This is a genomic window from Amycolatopsis sp. FBCC-B4732, assembly GCF_023008405.1.
In the GTDB taxonomy this organism is placed as follows: Bacteria; Actinomycetota; Actinomycetes; order Mycobacteriales; family Pseudonocardiaceae; genus Amycolatopsis; species Amycolatopsis pretoriensis_A.
In genome coordinates, this window is sequence record NZ_CP095376.1 from 3,245,689 (window position 1) to 3,265,227 (window position 19,539).

Consider the following 19,539-nt stretch of genomic DNA (forward strand, 5'->3'; position numbering starts at 1 on the left):
CGGTCACCACCCCGAGGCGGTGTGGACGACGGCGGCGCAGCCGGGGCGGCCCCAGGCCAGCTCGCGCAGGAGGCCGAGGGTGCCTTCCTCGGGGTCGATCAGCGCGATGCCCCGGCGGGCGTAGTCGCGCACCAGCTCCCGCGTGACCATCCCGTCGTGCTCGCCGGCCGGAGCCCACGGTCCCCAGTGGACGGTCACCGCGCGCCCGGCAGGCCACCGCGGCCCGAGGGCTTCGAGCGCGTCGTTGGCGGCGGCGTAGTCGGTCTGGCCCCGGTTGCCGAGCGCGGCGGCGATGCTGCCGAAGAGGACGACGAACTTCGGCTCGTCCGGCAGGTCCGCGGTTGCTTCGAGGAGGGTCCGGGCCCCGTCCGCCTTGGTGCTGTAGACGCGGGTGAAGGACTCCGGCGTCTTGTCCGCGACGAGCTTGTCCTCGATGACGCCGGCCGCGTAGACGATCCCGTCGAGCCGGCCGTGCTCGGCGTGGATCTCCTTGACCGCGCGGTGGACGGCTTCGGCGTCGAGCATGTCGACGGACTGGTAGCGCGCCGGGCTGCCGAGGGCTTCGAGTTCCCCGAGGGTCGCCCGGACCTCGCGCTCGCCCATGGTGCGCCGGACGGTCTTCTCGATCTCGGCGGGGTTCCTCAGGCCGTCGCCGATGAGGGCGGCGCGGAGGGCGTCGGCGTCTTTCGCCTGCGGGTGTTCGTCTTCCCCGGTCAGGGCCGTCCGGCCGAGCAGCTCGATCCGGCAGTGCGCCGCCGCGGCCACGGTGGCGGCGAAGCGGGCGGTGATGCCCTTGGCCCCGCCGACGAGGAGGACGACCGACTCGCGGTCGAGCCCGATGGCGGCGGCTTCGGCCACGCCGTCACCCGCGGGTCCGGCGCCGCTGCCGGCGAGGAGCCCGAGGCTCTCTTCGACCGGTTCGATGCCGTACCTCGCGGTTCCGGTGTGGACGACGACCGGCTCGCGGTCCACCGTGGACAGTTCGGCGACGAGGCCGGCGGCGTCCGCGCCTTCGACGACCCGGGTGAGCGTGTCCGGGTACTCGCGGGCGAGGCTGCGGTGGAACCCGCGGAGGCCCTCCGCGGGCCCAGTGGAGAGCAGCCAGCGGGGGTGGCGGGCGAGGGCGTCCTGGTAGCGCGGGAAGGCGGTGGGCAGGGCGGGGTCGAGGAACAGGTACCCGTCGAAGCCCGGTCGGACGTCGTCGCCGGTTTCGGCCTCGGCGCCGCGGCCGGTCAGCGCGGTGCGGACGTCCTCGGCGAACGCGCCGGAACCGACGACCAGGAACCGGCGGCCCGCGATGTCGGGGGTGCCCGCCGGGGCGAGTTCGACGTCGGTCATGACGTACCGCTTCGGCGCGATGATCACAGGCTCGGGCTCGGCGGCCACCGGCCGGGGTTCGTCGCGACCGGCTTCGCCCAGCAGGTCCGCGATCCCCGCCGCGGTCCGGGCCCTCGCCAGCTCCTCGACGTCGCCGGTGCCCAGCCGGACGGTCAGCTCCCCGGCGATCTCGGCCCGCTTGATCGAGTCCACGCTGAGATCGGCCTCGAGATCGAGATCCGGCTCGATCATGTCCACCGGATACCCGGTCCGCTCCCCGATCACCGCGACCACGGTCTCCAGCACCGAGGTGCCGGCCTCGGGCTGCTGCGGAGTTCCGACCAGGTCGGCGATCGCGGCCGCCGTACGCGCCTTCGCGAACTCCTCCACATCACCGCCGGTGAGCCCGAGCCGGGCCGCCAGCTCACCCGCGATCTCCGCCCGCTTGATCGAGTCCACACTCAAATCGGCTTCCAGATCGAGATCCGGCTCGATCATCTCCACCGGATACCCCGTCCGCTCCCCGATCACCGCGACCACGGTCGCCAGCACCGACCGCTCGGCGGCAGCCACCACCGGCGCCGGGAGCACCTCCGGAACGACTGCGGGAACGACCACCGGTGCGGGCGGCTGGCCGGTGCCGAAGAACCCGAGCAGGACGTCCCGCTGGGCGGCGATCATCTCCCGGCTCGTCCGCAGGAAGTCCGCGACCATCGCTTCCGACGTGGGTGCCTCCGCCGCCGGCAGGCCCAGCGTGATCCGGGACGCCGGCCGCAGCGCGCCCGCCGGGATCGTGCCGTCCGCGGTCCGGACCAGGTGGCCGTCGACCGTCCACCCCGGGCGCTTCGGGCGCGGGGCCGTCGCCGCGTCGAGCGCGTCCCGGCCGCGGAACAGCCAGCTTGTCTCGACCGGGACCCCGGACACCGCCAGCCGCGCCAGCGCGCCGAGGAAGCCCGGCAGGCCGCGGCGGCCCGGCTGCTCGAAACCGACCATCCGATGGGGACGGTCGCCGAGGATCGCGCCGACCTGCCCGGCCAGCACCGCACCCGGGCCCGCCTCGACGAACACCCGCGCCCCGGCCGCGTACATCGCTTCGATCTGCTCGACGAACCGCACCGGCGCGCCCAGCTGCGCGGCCAGCTCGCCGCGGATCTCGTCCGGCCCGGCCGGGTAAGGCGCCGCCGTCCGGTTGCCGTACACCGGCACCGACGGCCGGACGACGCCGATCGCGCCCAGCGTTTGGCCGAACGCGTCGCCGGCGGCAGCGACCAGCGGGCTGTGGAACGCGCACGCCACCTGGAGCCGTTTCGCGCCCAGCCCGGCTTCGCGCAGCCGCTCGATCGCCGCCGAGACGTCCGCCGTCGCGCCGGAAATCACCGTCTGCTTCGGGGAATTGTGGTTGGCCAGCACCACCGGCGACGAGCCGAGCACCGACTCGACCTCCGCCGCGGCCGCCGACACCGCCGCCATCGCACCCGGGTCCGCCGCCGGCACCGCGTCGAGGATCGCCCCCGCCCGGGCGTGGCTCGCGTACAGCAGGCCCTCCGGGGTGAACGCGCCGGCCGCCGCCAGCGCGGTCAGCTCGCCGTAGCTGTGCCCGCCGAGCATGGCGGGCCGCACGCCGGCGCGGGTCAGCAGCCGGAACGCCGCCAGGCCGGCGAGGCCGAGCGCGGGCTGGGCGACGCGGGTGTCGGTGACCCGGTCCACCGCGGCCCGGCGCGCGGGCTCGCCGAACACCGCCGGGCCGAAGACGACGCCGGCCGTCGCCGGGTCGAGGCGCAGGTACCGCTGCAGCTCCGGGAACGCGACGAACAGCTCGGCGAGCATGCCCGGCCGCTGGCTGCCCTGGCCGGGGAACAGCACCGCCACCTCACCCGGCGCGGTCCCGTCGCCGCGGAACACCCCGGCCGGCTCCTGCCCGTCGAGTGCCCGGCGCAGCAGGGAAACCAGCTCGTCCACAGTGGACGCGACGACGGCCAGCCGCGCCTGTCGGCCCTCCGCCCGCCGCGACGCGCTCAGTGCCAGGTCCCGCAACCGCCACGGCTCGTGCCCGGCCGGGACGTCCGACGCCAGCGCCAGCAGGTCCCGCACCGCCGCGTCGGTGGCGAAGGTGAACAGCTCCGCCGGCCACTCGTCGGCCGCCTGGGCGGGCGGGACGCTGTCGTGCGCACCCAGCACCACGTGGAAGTTGGTCCCGCCGAAGCCGAACGCGCTGACCCCGGCGATCCGCTCGGCGGCCGGTGCGGCCCACGGCTGCGCGGCGGACTGGAACACGAACGGGCTGGTCTCGGCCTCCCAGGCCGGGTTCGGCGCCGAGATGTGCAGCGTCGGCGGTTTGACGCCGGTGTGCAGCGCGAGCGCGGTCTTGATCAGCCCGGCCAGGCCCGCCGCGCACTTGGTGTGCCCGATCTGCGACTTCACCGACCCGATCGTGCAGCCGCCCGGCGCGGCGCCGGCCTCGGTGAACACCTTCGTCAGCGTGGCCAGCTCGGTCCGGTCGCCGACGACGGTGCCGGTGCCGTGCGCCTCGACCAGCCCGACGCTCGCGGGCGAGACGCCGGCGTTGCGGTAGGCCCTGGTCAGCGCGGCGTGCTGGCCCTCCGGCCGGGGCGCGGTCAGTCCGAGCGCCCGCCCGTCGGAAGCCGCGCCGACGCCCTTGATCACCGCGTACACCCGGTCGCCGTCGCGTTCGGCGTCCGCCAGCCGCTTGAGCGCGACGCACGCGACGCCTTCGCCGAGCGCGATGCCGTCGGCCGCGCTGTCGAACGTCGCCGAGCGCCCGGTCGGCGAGAGCGCGTGCGCCGAGGCGAACAGGAGGTAGTCGTTGATGCCGTTGTGCAGGTCCGCGCCGCCGCAGAGGACGAGGTCGCTGGTGCCCGCGGTCAGCTCCTTGCAGGCGACGTCGACCGCGGTCAGCGACGACGCGCACGCCGCGTCGACGGTGTAGTTCGCGCCGCCGAGGTCGAGCCGGTTGGCGATCCGGCCCGCGATGACGTTCGCCAGCACCCCCGGGAAGGAGTCCTCGGTGATCTTCGGCAGCTGTTCGTCCAAGTCGGACGGCAGTTCGCCCACGTAGGACGGCAGCACGGTCCGCAGCGACATCGCGTTCGACAGGTCGCTGCCCGCCTCGGCGCCGAACACCACCGACGTGCGCGAGCGGTCGAACGCGCGGTGCTCGTAACCGGCGTCCACCAGCGCGCGGTGCGCGGCCTCCAAGGCCAGCAGCTGCACGGGTTCGATGCTCGCCAGCGACGACGGCGGGATGCCGTAGCGCAGCGGGTCGAAGCCGATCTCCGGCAGGAACCCGCCCCAGCGCGACGGCGACTTCCCGCCCCGTCCCTCCGGGTCGTAGTACAGCGACGGGTCCCAGCGCTGCGGCGGGACTTCGGTGACGGCGTCCACTCCGGACAGCACGTTCGCCCAGAACGACGCCAGGTCGGGCGCCTGCGGGAACAGGCACGCCATCCCGACGATGGCGATGTCGAGGGGCTCGGGTGCGGCGGGTTCCGTCGACGTGAAACCGAAAGCGGCGGCTCGCTCGCGCAGGAACGCGTCCGCGCCTTCGCCCACCGCGCGGTGCAGGTCGGCGATCGTGGTGACGGCCGAGCGCAGCACGGCGACTTCGCCTGCCATGAACATGCCTTCGGCGAGCTGCCGGTCCTCGCCGACGTCCCGCAGTTCGGCGCCGACGCGCTCGATGCCCTTGCTCGCCAGGCGGAGGCGGCCGACGTTGAGCGTCTCCAGCTGTTCCCACGCGTCGCGGCTCGGCACCCCGCGCGCGGCGAGGTCCGCCTTGATCGCCGCGTACTCCTCGGTGAACGGGCTGCGGACGCAGCGGGTGGCGTGCCCCGGCGCGGTTTCCAGCAGGTCGGTGTGCCCGGCGGCCAGCAGCTGCCGCTGGAACCCGGGCAGCACCGCGCCCGCTTCGACGGCTTCGCGCGTGAACAGGTACGCGGTGCCCATCAGGACCCCGATCGCCGCACCCCGCGCCGCCACCGGCCGGGCGAGCGCGGCCACCATCGCGGCCGAGCGCTCGTCGTGGACGCCGCCGGCGAACAGCAGCTGCAGCTGCCCGGCCACGTCCGGAGTGCCGGCGAGGAAGTCGCCGAGGACGCCGAGCTGCGCTTCCCACAGGGGAAAGCTGGTGCGGGGCCCGACGTGGCCGCCGCATTCCGAGCCTTCGAAGACGAACTTGCGCGCCCCGGCTTCGAGGAACTGCTTCAGCAGCCCGGGCGAGGGCACGTGCAGGAACGTCGAGATGCCGGCGTCCTCGAGTGCCGCGGCCTGCGCCGGGCGCCCGCCCGCGATGATCGCGTGGGTCGGCCGCACGGCCCGGATCACCTCGAGCTGCGCGGTTTTGACGTCGTCGGCGGCGAACCCCAGCACGCCGACACCCCAGGGCGCGGCGCCGACGGTGTCGCGGGTGCGTTCCAGGACGTCGCGGGTCTGGTCCGCACCGGACAGGGCCAGCGCGATGAACGGCAGCGCCCCGCCCGCGGCGACCTCGGCGGCGAAGGCGGACTGGTCGCTGACCCGGGTCATCGGGCCCTGCGCGATCGGCAGCGCCGTGCCGAACGCGCGGCTGCCCGCACTGCCCGGCCCCAGCACCGCCGTTTCCCCGCGCAACGCTTCTTCGACGGCGTCGGCGACGCCGCGCACCGCCGCGGTCACCGTGCCCCAGCGGTCGCGGAACCGCGTGGCGAGGAAGACGTCCTGCCCGGCTTCGAGCGGTTCGGCGCCGCGGCGGGCGAGCACGCGGACGCCGTCGACGACGGTCGTCTCCGACCCGTCGAGCCCGGTCAGCCCGGCGGTGAGCCGTGACGGCAGTTCGGCTTCCGGCAGCAGGGCGAGCTGCGTGTCGAGCACGACGCCGGCGGCACCACCGGCGATCGCGGCCGCGGCGGTGTGCGGCCCGATCCCGCCCGCGGCCCACACTCCGACGTCCAGCGCGTCGCCGGCGAGCAGGGCTTGGAGCAGCACGAACGTGCTCAGTTCGCCGGTCCGGCCGCCGCATTCGTGACCGCGGGCGATCAAGCCGTGCGCGCCGCCCTCGACCGCCCGCGCGGCCGACGCCCGGGACGTGACCTCGGCCAGTACCCGGCGGCCCGGGAAGTCTCGCGCTCCGCATCCGGCGTCTTCGGTCAGCAGGACCGTGGTGACGGCTTCGGGCAGTTCCGCGCCCGGGGGCGGGCCCGCGAGCCGGACCCCGAACGCCCGGATGCCCCATTCGCCCAGCAGCGCCAGCTCTTCCGCGCCGGCGGCGTGCCCGCCGGTCAGGTCGAGCACGCCGAGCCCGCCCCCGCGCGCGACGGCCGCGACCCCGCGCGCCGACGGCCACCGCAGCGGCGACACGGCGACGACCGGCCCGGCCGGCGCGGAGTCGTCTATCGAGAGACGCATGGGAACTCCCGCTCCAACGAAAGGGGGCATGGGCAACGGGGAGTACTTAAGCGGGTTCGGTGCACATCGTCAACAACCCACCACGATTTCATCGCCGCGGTTCAGAAAATTCGGGATGGACCAGGCGGGCGGTGCAAGAATTTAACGCCGCTGTCATGTTACCCGCCGTCCGGGATGCGGGACCCGATTGCCGCGGACGGCCTCCGGCCCGGTTCGCCGGGTGGTCCACCGGAAGCACGCCGCCGGACGGCGCAAGCCATCCCGCCTGGTGGACGCGCGCGATTGCCCACATCGGACCACTCCGACCGGCGGGTCCGGTGTTTCGACAGAGTCACCGCGGTGTATCGGAAACGGAATACCGACCATCCGGTATCCCTTTCTCGGAAACCGCACTGCGCGTCAATTACCAGAAGGATGACCGGAATTTTTTGATACTATTACCGGCGCCCACCAGAATGCAGCAAAGAATGCCCTGACCACTTCCGGGCACCCCGGGGAGTCCACTGTGGATTCGGCGCCCGGCCGGATTCCCGGTGCTCACGCGATCGCGATCGAACCTTCCGAAGCCGTCAGCCGGCCCGACGCCGTCTCCCGGTCGCGCGACCGGCGGTATTCGGGCGAACACCATCGGTGCCCCGCTCGGCACCCACGGGACGGCGGTCATCGCAATCTTCCCCCGTCGCGTTACAAATTTTCCCCGAGAAAAGCTGAAGACATTTCGCATACTCATCGGTAACAGTGGACACATCGTCTAGACTTGGACGGACTGTCCAGCGATGGAGGTGCTGTGGACTACTGGTACACCGACGACCGCTCGGGCACGCGGTACCCGGGCGACCCGCTGCGGTGGCGCGGGGACGACGGCGCCCCGCTCACCGTCGCCCCGCTGGCCGGGCTCGGCCCCGGCGACGTCGACACCGGGGTCCGGTCGCTCTGGCGGTACCGGGCCGCGCTGCCCGGCGACCTCCGCCCGGTCTCGCTGGGCGAGGGCTGCACCCCGCTCGTCACGCAGGACTGGGACGGCGCCGACGTCCGGTTCAAGCTCGAGTGGTTCAGCCCGACCGGCAGCTTCAAGGACCGCGGCTCCAGCGTCATGGTCTCCGCGCTGGCCGGTGCCGGGGTGAAGGAGCTCCTGGAAGACAGCTCCGGCAACGGCGGCTCGTCGGTCGCGGCCTACAGCGCCGCGGCGGGGATCGCGGCCACGGTCCTCGCCCCCGAGGGCACCTCGGCCGCCAAGGTCCTGCAGACCCGGGCGTACGGCGCGACCGTCGAGCTGGTGCCCGGCACCCGGGACGACACCGCCGCCGAGGCCGTCCGGCGCTCGGCCGCCACGACCTACGCCAGCCACAACTGGCACCCCTTCTTCCTGCAGGGCACCAAGACCCTCGCCTACGAACTGTGGGAAGACCTCGGCTTCCGCGCGCCCGACGCCGTCGTCACGGTCGCCGGCGCGGGCAGCATCGTGCTCGGCTGCGACCTGGGGTTCGGCGAGCTCCTGGCCGCCGGTTCGATCGCGAAGCGCCCCCGGCTGCTCGTCGCGCAGCCGCGGAACTGCTCCCCCATCGACGCCGCCGTCCACGACCGGCCGCCGCCGCCGTTCGCCCCGACCGTCGCCGAGGGCACCGCGATCCGGCAGCCGGTGCGCCTGCCGGAGGTGGTCGCGGCGATCCGGCGCTCGGGCGGCGACACGGCCGCGATCGACGAGGACGCCATCGCCGCGGCCGCCCGCCGCCTGGCCTCGCTCGGCCTCTACGCCGAGCCGACCAGCGCGACCGCCGCCGCGGCCGTCGACGTGTTCCGCGACCGCGGCGCGATCCGGCCGGGCGAAACCACCGTCGTCGTGCTCACCGGCTCCGGCTTGAAGGCACCCGGCAAGCTGCGGGAGCTGATCGGGTGACCGAGGACGAACTGCTCCTGCGCGAGGCCGAGAAGATCGCCCACGCGGTCGGCCGGATGTTCCCCGGCCTGTGCGAAGTGGTGCTGCACGACCTGCGCGACCCGGCCCACGCCGTCCGCGCGATCGAGGGCGGGCTGTCCGGACGCGCGGTCGGCGATCCGGCCACCGAGCTGGGCCTGGCGCGGATCGCCGACCCGGGCTTCCCGGACGTCCTCCAGGACTACCCGAACCGCTTCCCCGACGGCCGCCCGGCGAAGAGCACGTCGATCGGCCTCCGCAACTCGGCCGGCGAGTACGTCGCGGCGTTGTGCCTCAACCTCGACGTGTCCCTGCTCGGCTCGGCGGCCCAGGCCCTCACCCGCCTGACCGGCACCGCCGAGCCCGCGCCGCTGACCGAGAGCCTGCGCGCCCGCACGGGCGATGAACTCCGCGCGCTGGTGGAAAACTACGCGGCCGAGCGCGGCCACACCCCGCGCAGCCTCCCGCCGACGGCGAAGAAGGACCTCGTCCGGTCGGTCAAGGAGCGCGGGTTCCTGGAGCTGAAGAACGCGGTGCCGGCGTTGACCGACCTGCTCGGGATCTCGCGAGCCACCGTCTACAACTACCTGCGCTGACTCAGAAGACCGACCAGCCGGTCAGCGTCGTGAACCGGTCCAGCGCCGCCACCCCCGCCACCGAGTTGCCGCGCGCGTCCAGGCCCGGGCTCCACACGCACACCGCGCAGCGACCGGGGACGATCGCGACGATGCCGCCGCCCACGCCGCTCTTGCCGGGGAGGCCGACGCGGTAGGCGAACTCGCCCGCCGCGTCGTACGTGCCGCACGTCAGCATCACCGCGTTGACCCGCTTGGCCGCGCTCTGGCCGAGCAGGCGGGTGCCGTCGTTGCGGATGCCGTGGCGGGCCAGGAACAACGCCGACCGCGCGACGTCCGCGCAGCTCATCGCGATCGAGCACTGGCGGACGTACTGGTCGAGCACCGACGGCACGGGGTGCCGCATGTTGCCGTAGGAAGCCATGAAGTACGCGAGGGCGCGGTTGCGGTCGGCGTGCCCCGCTTCCGACGCCGCCACTTCGGCGTCGACGTCGATTCCGGGGCGGCCACTCTCCTCGCGCAGGAATGCGAGCAACGCTTCGACCGCGTCGCCGTGCTGCGCGAGTTCGTCGGTCACCACCAGCGCGCCCGCGTTGATGAACGGGTTGCGCGGGATGCCGTCCTCGTGTTCCAGCTGCACCAGCGAATTGAACGGGTCGCCCGACGGTTCGCGGCCGACGCGCGTCCACACGCCGTCGCCGCGGGAAAGCGTCAAGGCGAGCGTGAACACTTTGGACATGCTCTGCACCGAGAACGGATGCCGCCAATCGCCGACGCCGTGCAGCGCACCGTCCACTTCGGCCACCGCCATGCCGAACCGCCCCGGCTCGACCCTGGCCAGCGCGGGGATGTAGTCCGCGACGGCGCCGCGGCCGACGTCGGACGCGACGTCGCCGGCGATCCGGTCCAGCAGCGCCGCGAGGTCCACCGCCGTAGCGTAGAAGCCCCGCGGTTCTGGGCGCGCGGCACCCCTGTCAAATCGAAACCGGGTAATAGCGGGAAAACCGAGCGGTGATCTCCGGCACACCTTAAGTCTTCCTTAGGCCGCTTGGTGACTTGCCGCACAAGCTCTAGCGTCCGGGAACCATGGATTCCTCGCTCCTCACCGAAAAAGGTGAAAGCTACTCGAAAGCGCTGGGCAACCGCCAAGTGCAGATGATCGCCATCGGCGGCGCGATCGGCGTCGGGCTGTTCCTCGGCGCCGGCGGCAAACTCCACCAGGTCGGCCCGTCGCTGGTCTTCTCCTACGCGATCTGCGGGGTGGCCGCCTACTTCGTGATGCGCGCGCTCGGCGAGCTGGTCCTGCACGAGCCCAGCTCCGGCAGCTTCGTCACCTACGCGCGGAAGTTCATCGGACCGTGGGCCGGGTTCGTCTCGGGCTGGATGTACTGGGTGAACTGGGCGATGACCGGTATCGCGGAGATCACCGCGGTGGCGATCTACGTGCACAAGTGGCTGCCGGACGTCCCGCAGTGGATCACCGCCCTGGTCGCCCTCGGCGTGCTGATCGCGGTGAACCTGCTTTCGGTGAAGCTGTTCGGCGAGCTGGAGTTCTGGTTCTCGGTGGTCAAGGTGCTGGCCATCGTCGTCTTCCTGATCACGGCGATCGGGCTCGTGCTCACCAGCGCGGACATCGGCGGGACGCCGGCCGGCCCGCACAACCTGACCGGCCACAGTGGACTCTTCCCGGCCGGCGTCGGGATCGCGCTGATGACGTTGCAGGCGGTCATCTTCGCCTACTCGGCCATCGAGGTCGTCGGTATCGCGGCCGGCGAGACCAAGGACGCCCGCAAGGTGCTGCCGAAGGCGATCAACGGCGTCGTGTGGCGGATCGGCGTCTTCTACGTCGGGTCCGTGCTGATGCTGGCGATGCTGCTGCCCTGGCCGTTCTACAACGGCGACGAGAGCCCGTTCGTCACGGTCTTCAGCAGGCTCGGGATCCCGGGCATCGGCGACGTGATGAACGCGGTCGTGCTCACCGCGGCGCTGTCCAGCGTCAACTCCGGGCTCTACTCCACCGGCCGGATCCTGCGGTCGCTGGCCGAGAAGGGCGAGGCGCCGTCGTTCGTCAGCCGGATGAGCGGCCGCCACGTGCCCTACGGCGGCATCCTGTTCACCTCGGTCGCCTACCTGCTCGGCGTGGTGCTGAACTACCTGGTGCCGAAGGACGCGTTCGACATCGCCATCGCGATCGCCTCGCTCGGCGTGATCACGACGTGGGCCACGCTCGTCTTCTGCCAGCTGCGCCTGCGCCAGGCCGCGCTGCGCGGCGAGCTGGAACGGCCGTCGTACCGGATGCCGTGGGCGCCGTACTCGGGATGGGCGACGCTGGCGTTTCTCGTGCTGGTCGTCGTGCTGATGGGCTTCTCCGACGGCGCCGAGAAGATCGCGTTCTACTCGATCCCGGTGCTCGCGGTGGTGCTCGCGGTGGGCTGGCGGTTCGTCTCGAAGCGGCGCGAACGCACCCCGGCCGGGTAGCGGCCCGGCCGCGGGCGGGCATACTCGAGCGGTGTCCACGAGCAGCACCGAACCCCGGCGGGTGACGATCCACGACGTCGCCCGCTCGGCCGGGGTCTCCCGGCAGACGGTGTCGCGCGCGCTGAACGACAAGGCCGAGATCGACGGCTCGACCAAGCAGCGCGTCCTCGACGCCGCCCGGGAGCTCGGGTACCGCCCGAGCCGCTTCGCCCGCGGCCTGGTCCGGCAGGACACCACCACGATCGGCCTGGTCGTGCCGGACCTGCTCAACCCCTTCTTCACCGAGGTCGCCTCCGGCGCGCTCGAGGCCGCCCGCGCCCGCGGCTGGCACGTCGTCGTCTACGACACGGCCGGCGATGCCGAGCAGGAACTCGCCACGCTGCGGGTGATCGGCACGCAGGTGGACGCGGTGGTCGGCTACTTCAGCCGGTCCGACGCGGACCTCGACCGCTTCACCCCCGGCATCCCGGTGGTGCTGCTCGGCCGCGAGCCGCACGTCGCGCGGTTCAGCGGCATCGCGATCGACGGCGAGGACGGCGTCCGGGAAGCCGTCGCCCACCTGGTCGGGCGTGGGCACCGGCGGATCGGGATGCTCGACCACGACGGCCGCCCCGAGCCGAGCGTCCGCCAGCTCTGGTTCCGCCGCGCCGTCGCCGAGCACGGCATCGCGCCGGCGCCCGGGTGGATCGTGCGCACTCCCCAGAGCGTCGACGGCGGGGGTGCCGCGCTCGCCACCCTGCTCGCCGCGCACCCCGACGTCACCGCCGTGTTCGCCTTCAACGACGTCATCGCCATCGGTGCCCTGCGCGAGGCCCGCCGGTTCGGCCTGCGCGTGCCCGCCGACCTCGCGGTGATCGGCTTCGACGGGCTCGCGCTCGGCACGCTCGTCGAGCCGGAGCTCTCCAGCGTCGCCCTCGACACCCGCGCGCTCGGCGCCCTCGCCGTCGAGCAGGCCGCCCGGCTCGTGACCGGTGCCGCGCCCTTCGAACCCGGCGAGCTGATCGTCCGCGCCGCCCTCCACCTGCGCGAATCCGCCTGATCCCTTGACACGCCGACGCGGCGCCACGCACACTTCCGACCGTCCCGTGAACGTTCACGGGAGCGTTCACGGACCCGGTGCGAGGGGACTCATGTCGTACGTCGAAGACCCGGGCCCCGGCCGCGGGGCGGTCCCGCCGCGCGCGGCCTTCACCTCCGACGCGCCGTCGTTGCCGCTGAACGGCACCTGGCGGTTCCGGCTCTCGCCGAGCCTGGCGGCCGCTCCCCCGGACGTCGCCGATCCCGAGTTCGACGACGCCGCGTGGGACGAACTGCCGGTGCCGTCGCTGTGGCAGCTGCACGGCCACGGCGAGCCCGTCTACACGAACGTGCACTACCCGTTCCCGGTCGACCCGCCGCACGTCCCGTCGGACAACCCGACCGGCGACCACCGGCTGCGCTTCGACCTGCCGCACGCCTGGCCGGCCGGGCCCGCGCTGCTGCGCTTCGACGGGATCGACTCGTGCGGCCGGATCTGGCTCAACGGCACCGAACTCGGCGTCACGAAGGGCAGCCGGCTGACCTCGGAGTTCGAGGTCGGGCCGCTGCTGCGGCCGCGGGACAACGTCCTGGTGGTGCGCGTGCACCAGTGGTCGGCGGGCAGCTACCTCGAAGACCAGGACATGTGGTGGCTGTCCGGGATTTTCCGGGCGGTCACGCTGCTGTCGCGCCCGCCCGGCGGGATCGGCGACTTCTGGGTCCGCGCCGACTACGACCACACGACCGGGCTGGGCACCGTCCGGGTCGAGACCGGCGCCGACGTCGTGCTGGACATCCCGGCCCTCGGCGTCGCCGGGCACCCGGCCGCGGAGCCGCTGGAGCTGCCCGTCGAGCCGTGGAGCGCCGAGACGCCCCGGTTGTACGAGGGCACGTTGTCCACCGTGGCCGAACGGGTGCCGGTGCGGATCGGCTTCCGGACGGTGTCCGTCGAGGACGGACAGCTCAAGGTCAACGGACGGCGGCTGCTCCTGCGCGGGGTGAACCGGCACGAGCACGACCCCCGCACCGGACGGGTCGTCTCACCGGAGACGGCACTGGCCGACGTCCTGCTGATGAAGCGGCACAACGTGAACGCCGTCCGGACCAGCCACTACCCGCCGGACCCGGCGTTCCTCGAGCTGTGCGACGAGTACGGCCTGTGGGTGATCGACGAGTGCGACCTGGAGACCCACGGTTTCGGCCCGCTGGGCTGGGACCGCAACCCCGGCTCCGAGCCGATGTGGGCGGACGCGTGCCTCGACCGGATGCGGCGCACGGTGGAGCGGGACAAGAACCGGCCCAGCGTGATCCTCTGGTCGCTGGGCAACGAAAGCCACACCGGGGACAACCTGGCGCGGATGGCGGAGTGGGTGCGCCACCGCGACCCGACCCGGCCGGTGCACTACGAGGGCGACCACGAGTGCTCCTACGTGGACGTCCACAGCAGGATGTACGCGACACCCGGCGAAGTCGACCGGATCGGCCGCCGCGAAGACGACAACGCGCGGCGCCGGGACCTGCCGTTCCTCCTCTGCGAGTACGCGCACGCGATGGGGAACGGGCCGGGCGGGCTGCTGGAGTACCGCGAGCTGTTCGAGAAGTACCCGAACTGCCAGGGCGGCTTCGTCTGGGAGTGGATCGACCACGGCATCGCCGTCCCGGGCCACTTCGCCTACGGCGGCGACTTCGGCGAGCCGATCCACGACGGCAACTTCGTCATCGACGGCCTGCTCTTCCCGGACCGGACGCCGTCGCCGGGTCTGACGGAGTTCGCGAAGGTCATCGAGCCGGTACGCATCTCCGCCGATCCCGCCGGCATCCGCGTGGCGAACCACTACGACTTCGCCTCGACCGGGCACCTCGACTTCACGTGGCTCCTGGAAGAGGAGGGGACCGCCGTCGCGCAGGGAGTTCTCGCCGTGCCTACTGTCCTTTCCGGACAGACGACGTCGGTGCCGCTCCCCTCGCTGCCCGCCGCTTCCGGCGAGTCTTGGCTGACGGTCTCGGCAACGCTGGCTTCGGCGACGGCGTGGGCGCCGGCCGGGCACGTCGTCGGCTGGGGCCAGCTCCCGGTGTCGGCCGCCCCGGCCCGCCCGGCGCCGCCGGTGCGGGGGCCGGTGTTCCGCACGGCCGGGCAGCTCCTCCTCGGCGCCGGCGAGTTCGACGCCGTGACGGGCGTGCTGACCGCGCTCGGCGGGCACTCGCTCCACGGGCCGCGGCTCGACGTCTGGCGCGCGACCACCGACAACGACCGCGGTTCCGCACCCGGGCCGTCGGAAGCTTCGCGGTGGCTCGAGGCGGGGCTGCACCGGATGCAGCACCGGGTCATCGAGGTCGACGCCGACGGGGACGAACTCGTGGTGCGCACCCGGGTCGCCCCGCCGGCGCAGGCGTTCGGGCTGTTCGCGGACTACACGTGGACGGCGTTCGACGGCGGCCTGCGGCTGCGCGTGGACGTGACTCCCGACGGTCCCGTGCCGGCCACGCTCCCCCGGCTGGGCCTGGCGATGGCGCTCCCGGGCACGTTCGGCTCGGCGGAGTGGTTCGGCGGCGGCCCCGGCGAGGCGTACCCGGACAGCTGCCAGGCGGTGCGGATCGGGCGGTTTTCGAGCAGCGTCGACGGCCTGCAGACGCCGTACGTCTTCCCCCAGGAGAACGGCAACCGCACGGCGGTGCGCTGGGCGGGTTTCACGGCCCCGGACGGCACGGGCCTGCGCGTCGACGGCGAGCCGGAGTTCGGCTTCACGGCCCGCCGCTGGACGGCCGCGGCCCTGGAAGCGGCGCGGCACACCGACGAGCTGGCGTCCGGTTCACTGGTGCACCTGACGCTGGACGTGGCCCAGCACGGCCTCGGCACGGCGGCCTGCGGGCCCGGGGTCCTACCGCGGTACCGGCTCGAGCCGCGGAAGACGTCGTTCGCGCTGACGCTGCGGCCCGTGGCGGGTGGTGTCGCAAATTGAGACCCCGGGACGCGCCCGGATGCGGTGTCGTTGGAGGATGTCCGCTGCCACGACGACCCCTTCGAGCGCCCGCCGGCTGGCCACCCCGGGTGCGCTGGGCCTGGCCGACCTCGTCGCGATCTTCGACGACCTCCAGTTCACCCTCAAGTGCTGCGAACGGCTCGTCGCGGAACTGGCCCATCCCCGCGTCGATCCGGTGCTCGTCGAGGCGCTGTGGGTGTCGGCGCTCAACTCCTACGCCCGCTGCTTCCGCACCGGCGACCGCGGCATGGGCCTGACGGTGGCCGACGTCGAAGCCACGGAGGTGCCGGGCGAGACCGCCGAGTGGCACGCGCTGCTCGGCCGGATCCGGGACTTCTCGCTCGACGGGGCGGTCAACCCGCGCGAGACCTACTCGGTGGGCGTCTCACAATCCCCGGACGGAGCGGCGTCCGGCGTGGTCATCACGTCGGCCGCGCGGCCGCTGGTGGACGACGTCACGGTCCGCCAGACCGGGCGGCTGGCCTTCGAGCTGAGCCGGCTGGTGGACGAGCGGATCAAGGAACACCAGCGGAAAGTGTTCGAAGCGGCTTCGAAACTGACCTCCGCACAGCTCGCGGCGTTGCCCGCTATCGAGGTCACGTCTCAATAAGTCTCATTAATGCGTCTCATTATTCGGCGCCGGGCAGGTGCCGATAGATCGTCGCGCGGGAGACGCCCAGCGCCGTCGCGATGTCGGCCGGGGCGTGGCCGGCGTCGTACAGGCGCCGGGCCGCCTCGATCGTCTCCGGGCTCATCACCGTCGGCCGGCCGCGGCGGCCGCGGGGGCGGTCTTCGGGCCCGGCCGCCGCGTACAGCCGGTCGACGCCGTCGAGGACCGCGGCGCGCAGCTCGGCCACCGGGGCGTCGGCGAACAGCACCACCGGGTCGCTGAGCATCGCGATCGCCTGTGCGGCTCGGACCCGCCCCGCGAGGTCCGCGTCCGGGCCCGCCACCAGGTGGTTCGCCTTGAGCATCCCGTCGCGGAAGCGCTCGAACACCGTCTTCGACGCGGTCAGCCCGAGGTCGCGCAGGTTCATCCGCAGCAGGTAGCGGTGGCCGAGCCAGACGCCGAGGAGACCTTCGATCGCCGCCGCGCGCGGGTCGGCGGCGTCCGCGGCCTTCGCCATGGCCGCTTCGAGGCCGTCCAGGAGCGGTTCGGCGAGCGCCGTGACGATGTCGGCCTTGCCGGGGAAGTGGTACAGCACCGCGGTTTTGGTGACGCCGACGCGTTCGGCCAGCTCCCGCACCGACGTCGCGTGGAAGCCGCGCTCGGAGAACTCCTCGAGCGCGGCGCGCAGGATCCGGGCGCGGGTGTCGTCGGTCATCGCCCGAGCCTAGCTCCTTGCCTGACCGCCGGACAGGAGCGTACGGTCGGGACTGACCGATGGTCAGGACCTTGATGGGGGTAGCACCATGACCGAACAGACCGCACTGATCTCCGGCGCGGGCGTCGCCGGGCCGACGCTGGCGTACTGGCTGGCCCGCGCGGGCTTCCGGCCGACCGTGGTCGAGCGCGCCGCCGGGCTGCGCTCGAGCGGCAGCCCAGTGGACGTACGCGGGCTGGCGTCGCGCGTCGCCGAGCGGATGGGCATCACGGCGAAGCTGCGCGCGGCGAGCACCGACGCGACGGCGCTGACGTTCGTCGACGACGCGGGACGGCGCACCGGCCGCATCGCGCTGGGCGGCGACGGCGGCATCGAGTTGCCCCGCACCGACCTCGCGGCGATCCTGCACGAGGCCGCCGCCGAAGACGCCGAGTTCGTCTTCCACGACTCGATCACCGAACTGCGCCAGGACGGCGGCGGCGTGGACGTCACGTTCGAGCGGGGTGCGCCGCGGCGCTTCGACCTGGTGATCGGCGCGGACGGCCTCCACTCGAACGTGCGGCGGCTGGCGTTCGGGCCGGAGCACGCGTTCGTCGAGCACATGGGCGTCTACATCGCGACGCTGCCGCTGGCGGAGCCGCCGGCCGACCGGACGGAGCTGGTGATGTACAACTCGCCCGGCCGCGCGGTGGCGGTCCACCCGTCCCGCGGCCACGGCATCGCGGCCTTCATGTTCCGCGGTGACGCCGTGCCGGGGTTCGACCACCGGGATTCGGCGCTGCACAAGCGCATGCTCGCGGAGGCGTACGAGGGTGCCGGCTGGCGGGTGCCGGAGCTGCTGGAGCGCGTGCTCGAGGCGGACGACCTGTACCTGGACTCGGTGAGCCGGGTCCGGATGGACACCTGGGCAGCGGGCCGGATCGTCCTAGCGGGTGACGCGGCATCGTGCGTGTCGTTGTTCGGCGACGGTTCGACGTTGGCGATGGCGGGCGCGGACACGCTGGCCGAGGAGCTGGGCCGGACTCCGGGCGACGTCGTGTCGGCGTTCCGCCGGTACGAGACCGCGCACCGCAAGCTGGTGGAACCCAAGCAGCGCAACGTCTCCACGGCGGCAGCCCTGCTGATCCCGGCCACGCGGCGCGGCTTGGCGGCCCGCAACTTCGGCACGCGGCTGCTGCCCCTGGTCACGGCGGCCCGGAAGCTGGTGCCGGCCCGGGCGGCCTGAGCCCGACACCTCCGACGCCGGGCCGGCGGGCGCCGACCTGCCCGACACTGGATCAGCGACGTCGGCTCCGACGCCGGTCCGACAACCCCGCGGCCCACCCAACACCGGACCGGCAGCCCGCGGCCCACCCAACACTCAGCCCGCAGCCCGCAGCCCACCCAACACCGGTCCGACAGCACGCGGCCCACCCAACACTGGGCCGACAGCCTGCGGCCCAGCCCAACACTGGACCGACAGCCCGCGGCCCAGCCCAACACTGGACCGACAGCCCGCAGCCCACCCAACACCGGTCCGACAAGCCCGCGGCCCACCCAGCAGCGGACCGACAGCACGCGGGCCGGTCCACTCGCGGGCCATCGGACCGGCGGTCACCAGCCGGTCCGATGCCGGCCTCGCCCGCCCAACGCTGAGCCGGTGGCCCGTCACAGGTGCCCCGCCGGCCAGCGGCAGACGCGGGTTCAGCGTGGATCCGGTCTGCCGCACGGCCCGCACGGCGGCTGCCGGCCTGCTCCGGTTCCGGCGGAGCAGCCCAGCCTCAGCCGGCTCCATCCCGGTCAAGCCCGCAGCATCGGCGGGTACAGCAGCTCCGCCCTCCCCCGCCGGTACAGCTGCGCCGGCCGGCCACCGTCGCGGGTCGTCGTGCGGCCGGTCGGGGTCAGCAGACCCTCCGTCCCCGTCACCTTCCGGTGGAAGTTCCGCGGATCCAGCCGCGTGTCCCAGACCAGCTCGTACACCCGCCGCAGCTCGGCCACCGTGAACTCGGCAGCGCAGAAAGCCGTGCCCAGCGGGGAATACTCCAGCTTCGCCCGTGCCCGCTCGAGACCGTCCGCCAGGATGCGGTCGTGGTCGAACGCCAGCCGCTCGGCCGCCAGCGATCGGACCGGGGCCCACCGGGCCTCCGCCGCGTCCGTTCCGGCGAGCGGTGTCGGCAGGTCCGGCGCCAACGCCAGGTAAGCGATGGTGATCACGCGCATCCGCGGATCCCGGTCCGGTGCCCCGTACCCCGCCAGCTGTTCGATGTGGACGGTCCCCGCCGCCAGCCCCGTCTCCTCCGCCAGCTCCCGCCGCGCCGCGTCCGACAGGTCCTCGTCGGCGCGGACGAACCCGCCCGGCAACGCCCACTCCCCTTCGTACGGCGGGACTCCGCGGCGCACCACCAGCGCGCACAGCTCGTCCCCGGTCAGGGTGAGCACGACGAGGTCCACGGTGACGGCGAACGGAGGGTGACCCATGCCACCACCCTACCTCTTAATCGTCATCTTGACGATTACACTCGCCACCCCATATCGTCATCACGACGATAAGA

General features: G+C 73.2%; 11 protein-coding genes. 7 read left to right on the forward strand and 4 right to left on the reverse strand.

What is annotated here, in order from left to right:
* Positions 1-3: 3 nt before the first annotated feature.
* On the reverse strand, positions 4-6,717 hold the full coding sequence (locus MUY14_RS13980; protein ID WP_247023422.1) for a type I polyketide synthase: 6,714 nt from the start codon (positions 6,715-6,717) through the stop codon (positions 4-6).
* A 787-nt stretch (positions 6,718-7,504) separates the two neighbouring features.
* Here MUY14_RS13980 and MUY14_RS13985 point away from each other — a divergent pair.
* Both MUY14_RS13985 and MUY14_RS13990 read left to right on the forward strand, forming a co-directional pair.
* The gene (locus MUY14_RS13985; protein ID WP_247023423.1) at positions 7,505-8,614 is read left to right on the forward strand and encodes a pyridoxal-phosphate dependent enzyme; all 1,110 of its coding nucleotides are present in this window, start codon (positions 7,505-7,507) and stop codon (positions 8,612-8,614) included.
* Positions 8,611-9,228 carry a transcriptional regulator gene (locus MUY14_RS13990; protein WP_247023424.1) on the forward strand — a complete coding sequence of 206 codons (618 nt, stop codon included), beginning with the start codon at positions 8,611-8,613 and terminating at the stop codon, positions 9,226-9,228. Before MUY14_RS13985 ends, MUY14_RS13990 begins: the two co-directional genes overlap by 4 nt.
* Position 9,229: 1 nt before the next feature.
* Here MUY14_RS13990 and MUY14_RS13995 read toward each other — a convergent pair whose 3' ends face one another.
* Positions 9,230-10,135 (reverse strand): glutaminase, encoded by a 906-nt coding sequence (locus tag MUY14_RS13995; RefSeq protein ID WP_247023425.1) that lies wholly within the window; start codon positions 10,133-10,135, stop codon positions 9,230-9,232.
* A 158-nt stretch (positions 10,136-10,293) separates the two neighbouring features.
* Here MUY14_RS13995 and MUY14_RS14000 point away from each other — a divergent pair, with 158 nt between their 5' ends.
* The 4 genes from MUY14_RS14000 (at position 10,294) to MUY14_RS14015 (ending at position 16,293) form a co-directional block, all read left to right on the forward strand.
* On the forward strand, positions 10,294-11,685 hold the full coding sequence (locus tag MUY14_RS14000; protein ID WP_247023426.1) for an amino acid permease: 1,392 nt from the start codon (positions 10,294-10,296) through the stop codon (positions 11,683-11,685).
* 31 nt (positions 11,686-11,716) lie between these two features.
* On the forward strand, positions 11,717-12,724 hold the full coding sequence (locus MUY14_RS14005; RefSeq protein ID WP_247023427.1) for a LacI family DNA-binding transcriptional regulator: 1,008 nt from the start codon (positions 11,717-11,719) through the stop codon (positions 12,722-12,724).
* Between the two features lie 91 nt (positions 12,725-12,815).
* Positions 12,816-15,662: a glycoside hydrolase family 2 TIM barrel-domain containing protein gene (locus tag MUY14_RS14010; RefSeq protein WP_247023428.1), complete on the forward strand. Its 2,847-nt coding sequence runs from the start codon at positions 12,816-12,818 to the stop codon at positions 15,660-15,662.
* Between the two features lie 37 nt (positions 15,663-15,699).
* Positions 15,700-16,293: a hypothetical protein gene (locus MUY14_RS14015; RefSeq protein WP_247023429.1), complete on the forward strand. Its 594-nt coding sequence runs from the start codon at positions 15,700-15,702 to the stop codon at positions 16,291-16,293.
* Between the two features lie 19 nt (positions 16,294-16,312).
* On the opposite strand, the gene MUY14_RS46865 is transcribed toward MUY14_RS14015, so the two are convergent.
* Positions 16,313-17,008 (reverse strand): TetR family transcriptional regulator, encoded by a 696-nt coding sequence (locus MUY14_RS46865; protein WP_281506292.1) that lies wholly within the window; start codon positions 17,006-17,008, stop codon positions 16,313-16,315.
* 88 nt (positions 17,009-17,096) lie between these two features.
* Between MUY14_RS46865 and MUY14_RS14035 the strand changes: the two genes are divergently transcribed.
* Positions 17,097-18,233, forward strand: a complete 1,137-nt coding sequence (locus MUY14_RS14035) for an FAD-dependent monooxygenase (protein WP_247023430.1) — start codon at positions 17,097-17,099, stop codon at positions 18,231-18,233.
* Positions 18,234-18,787: 554 nt separating this feature from the next.
* On the opposite strand, the gene MUY14_RS14040 is transcribed toward MUY14_RS14035, so the two are convergent.
* On the reverse strand, positions 18,788-19,465 hold the full coding sequence (locus MUY14_RS14040; RefSeq protein WP_247023431.1) for an NUDIX domain-containing protein: 678 nt from the start codon (positions 19,463-19,465) through the stop codon (positions 18,788-18,790).
* Between the last annotated feature and the right edge of the window lie 74 nt (positions 19,466-19,539).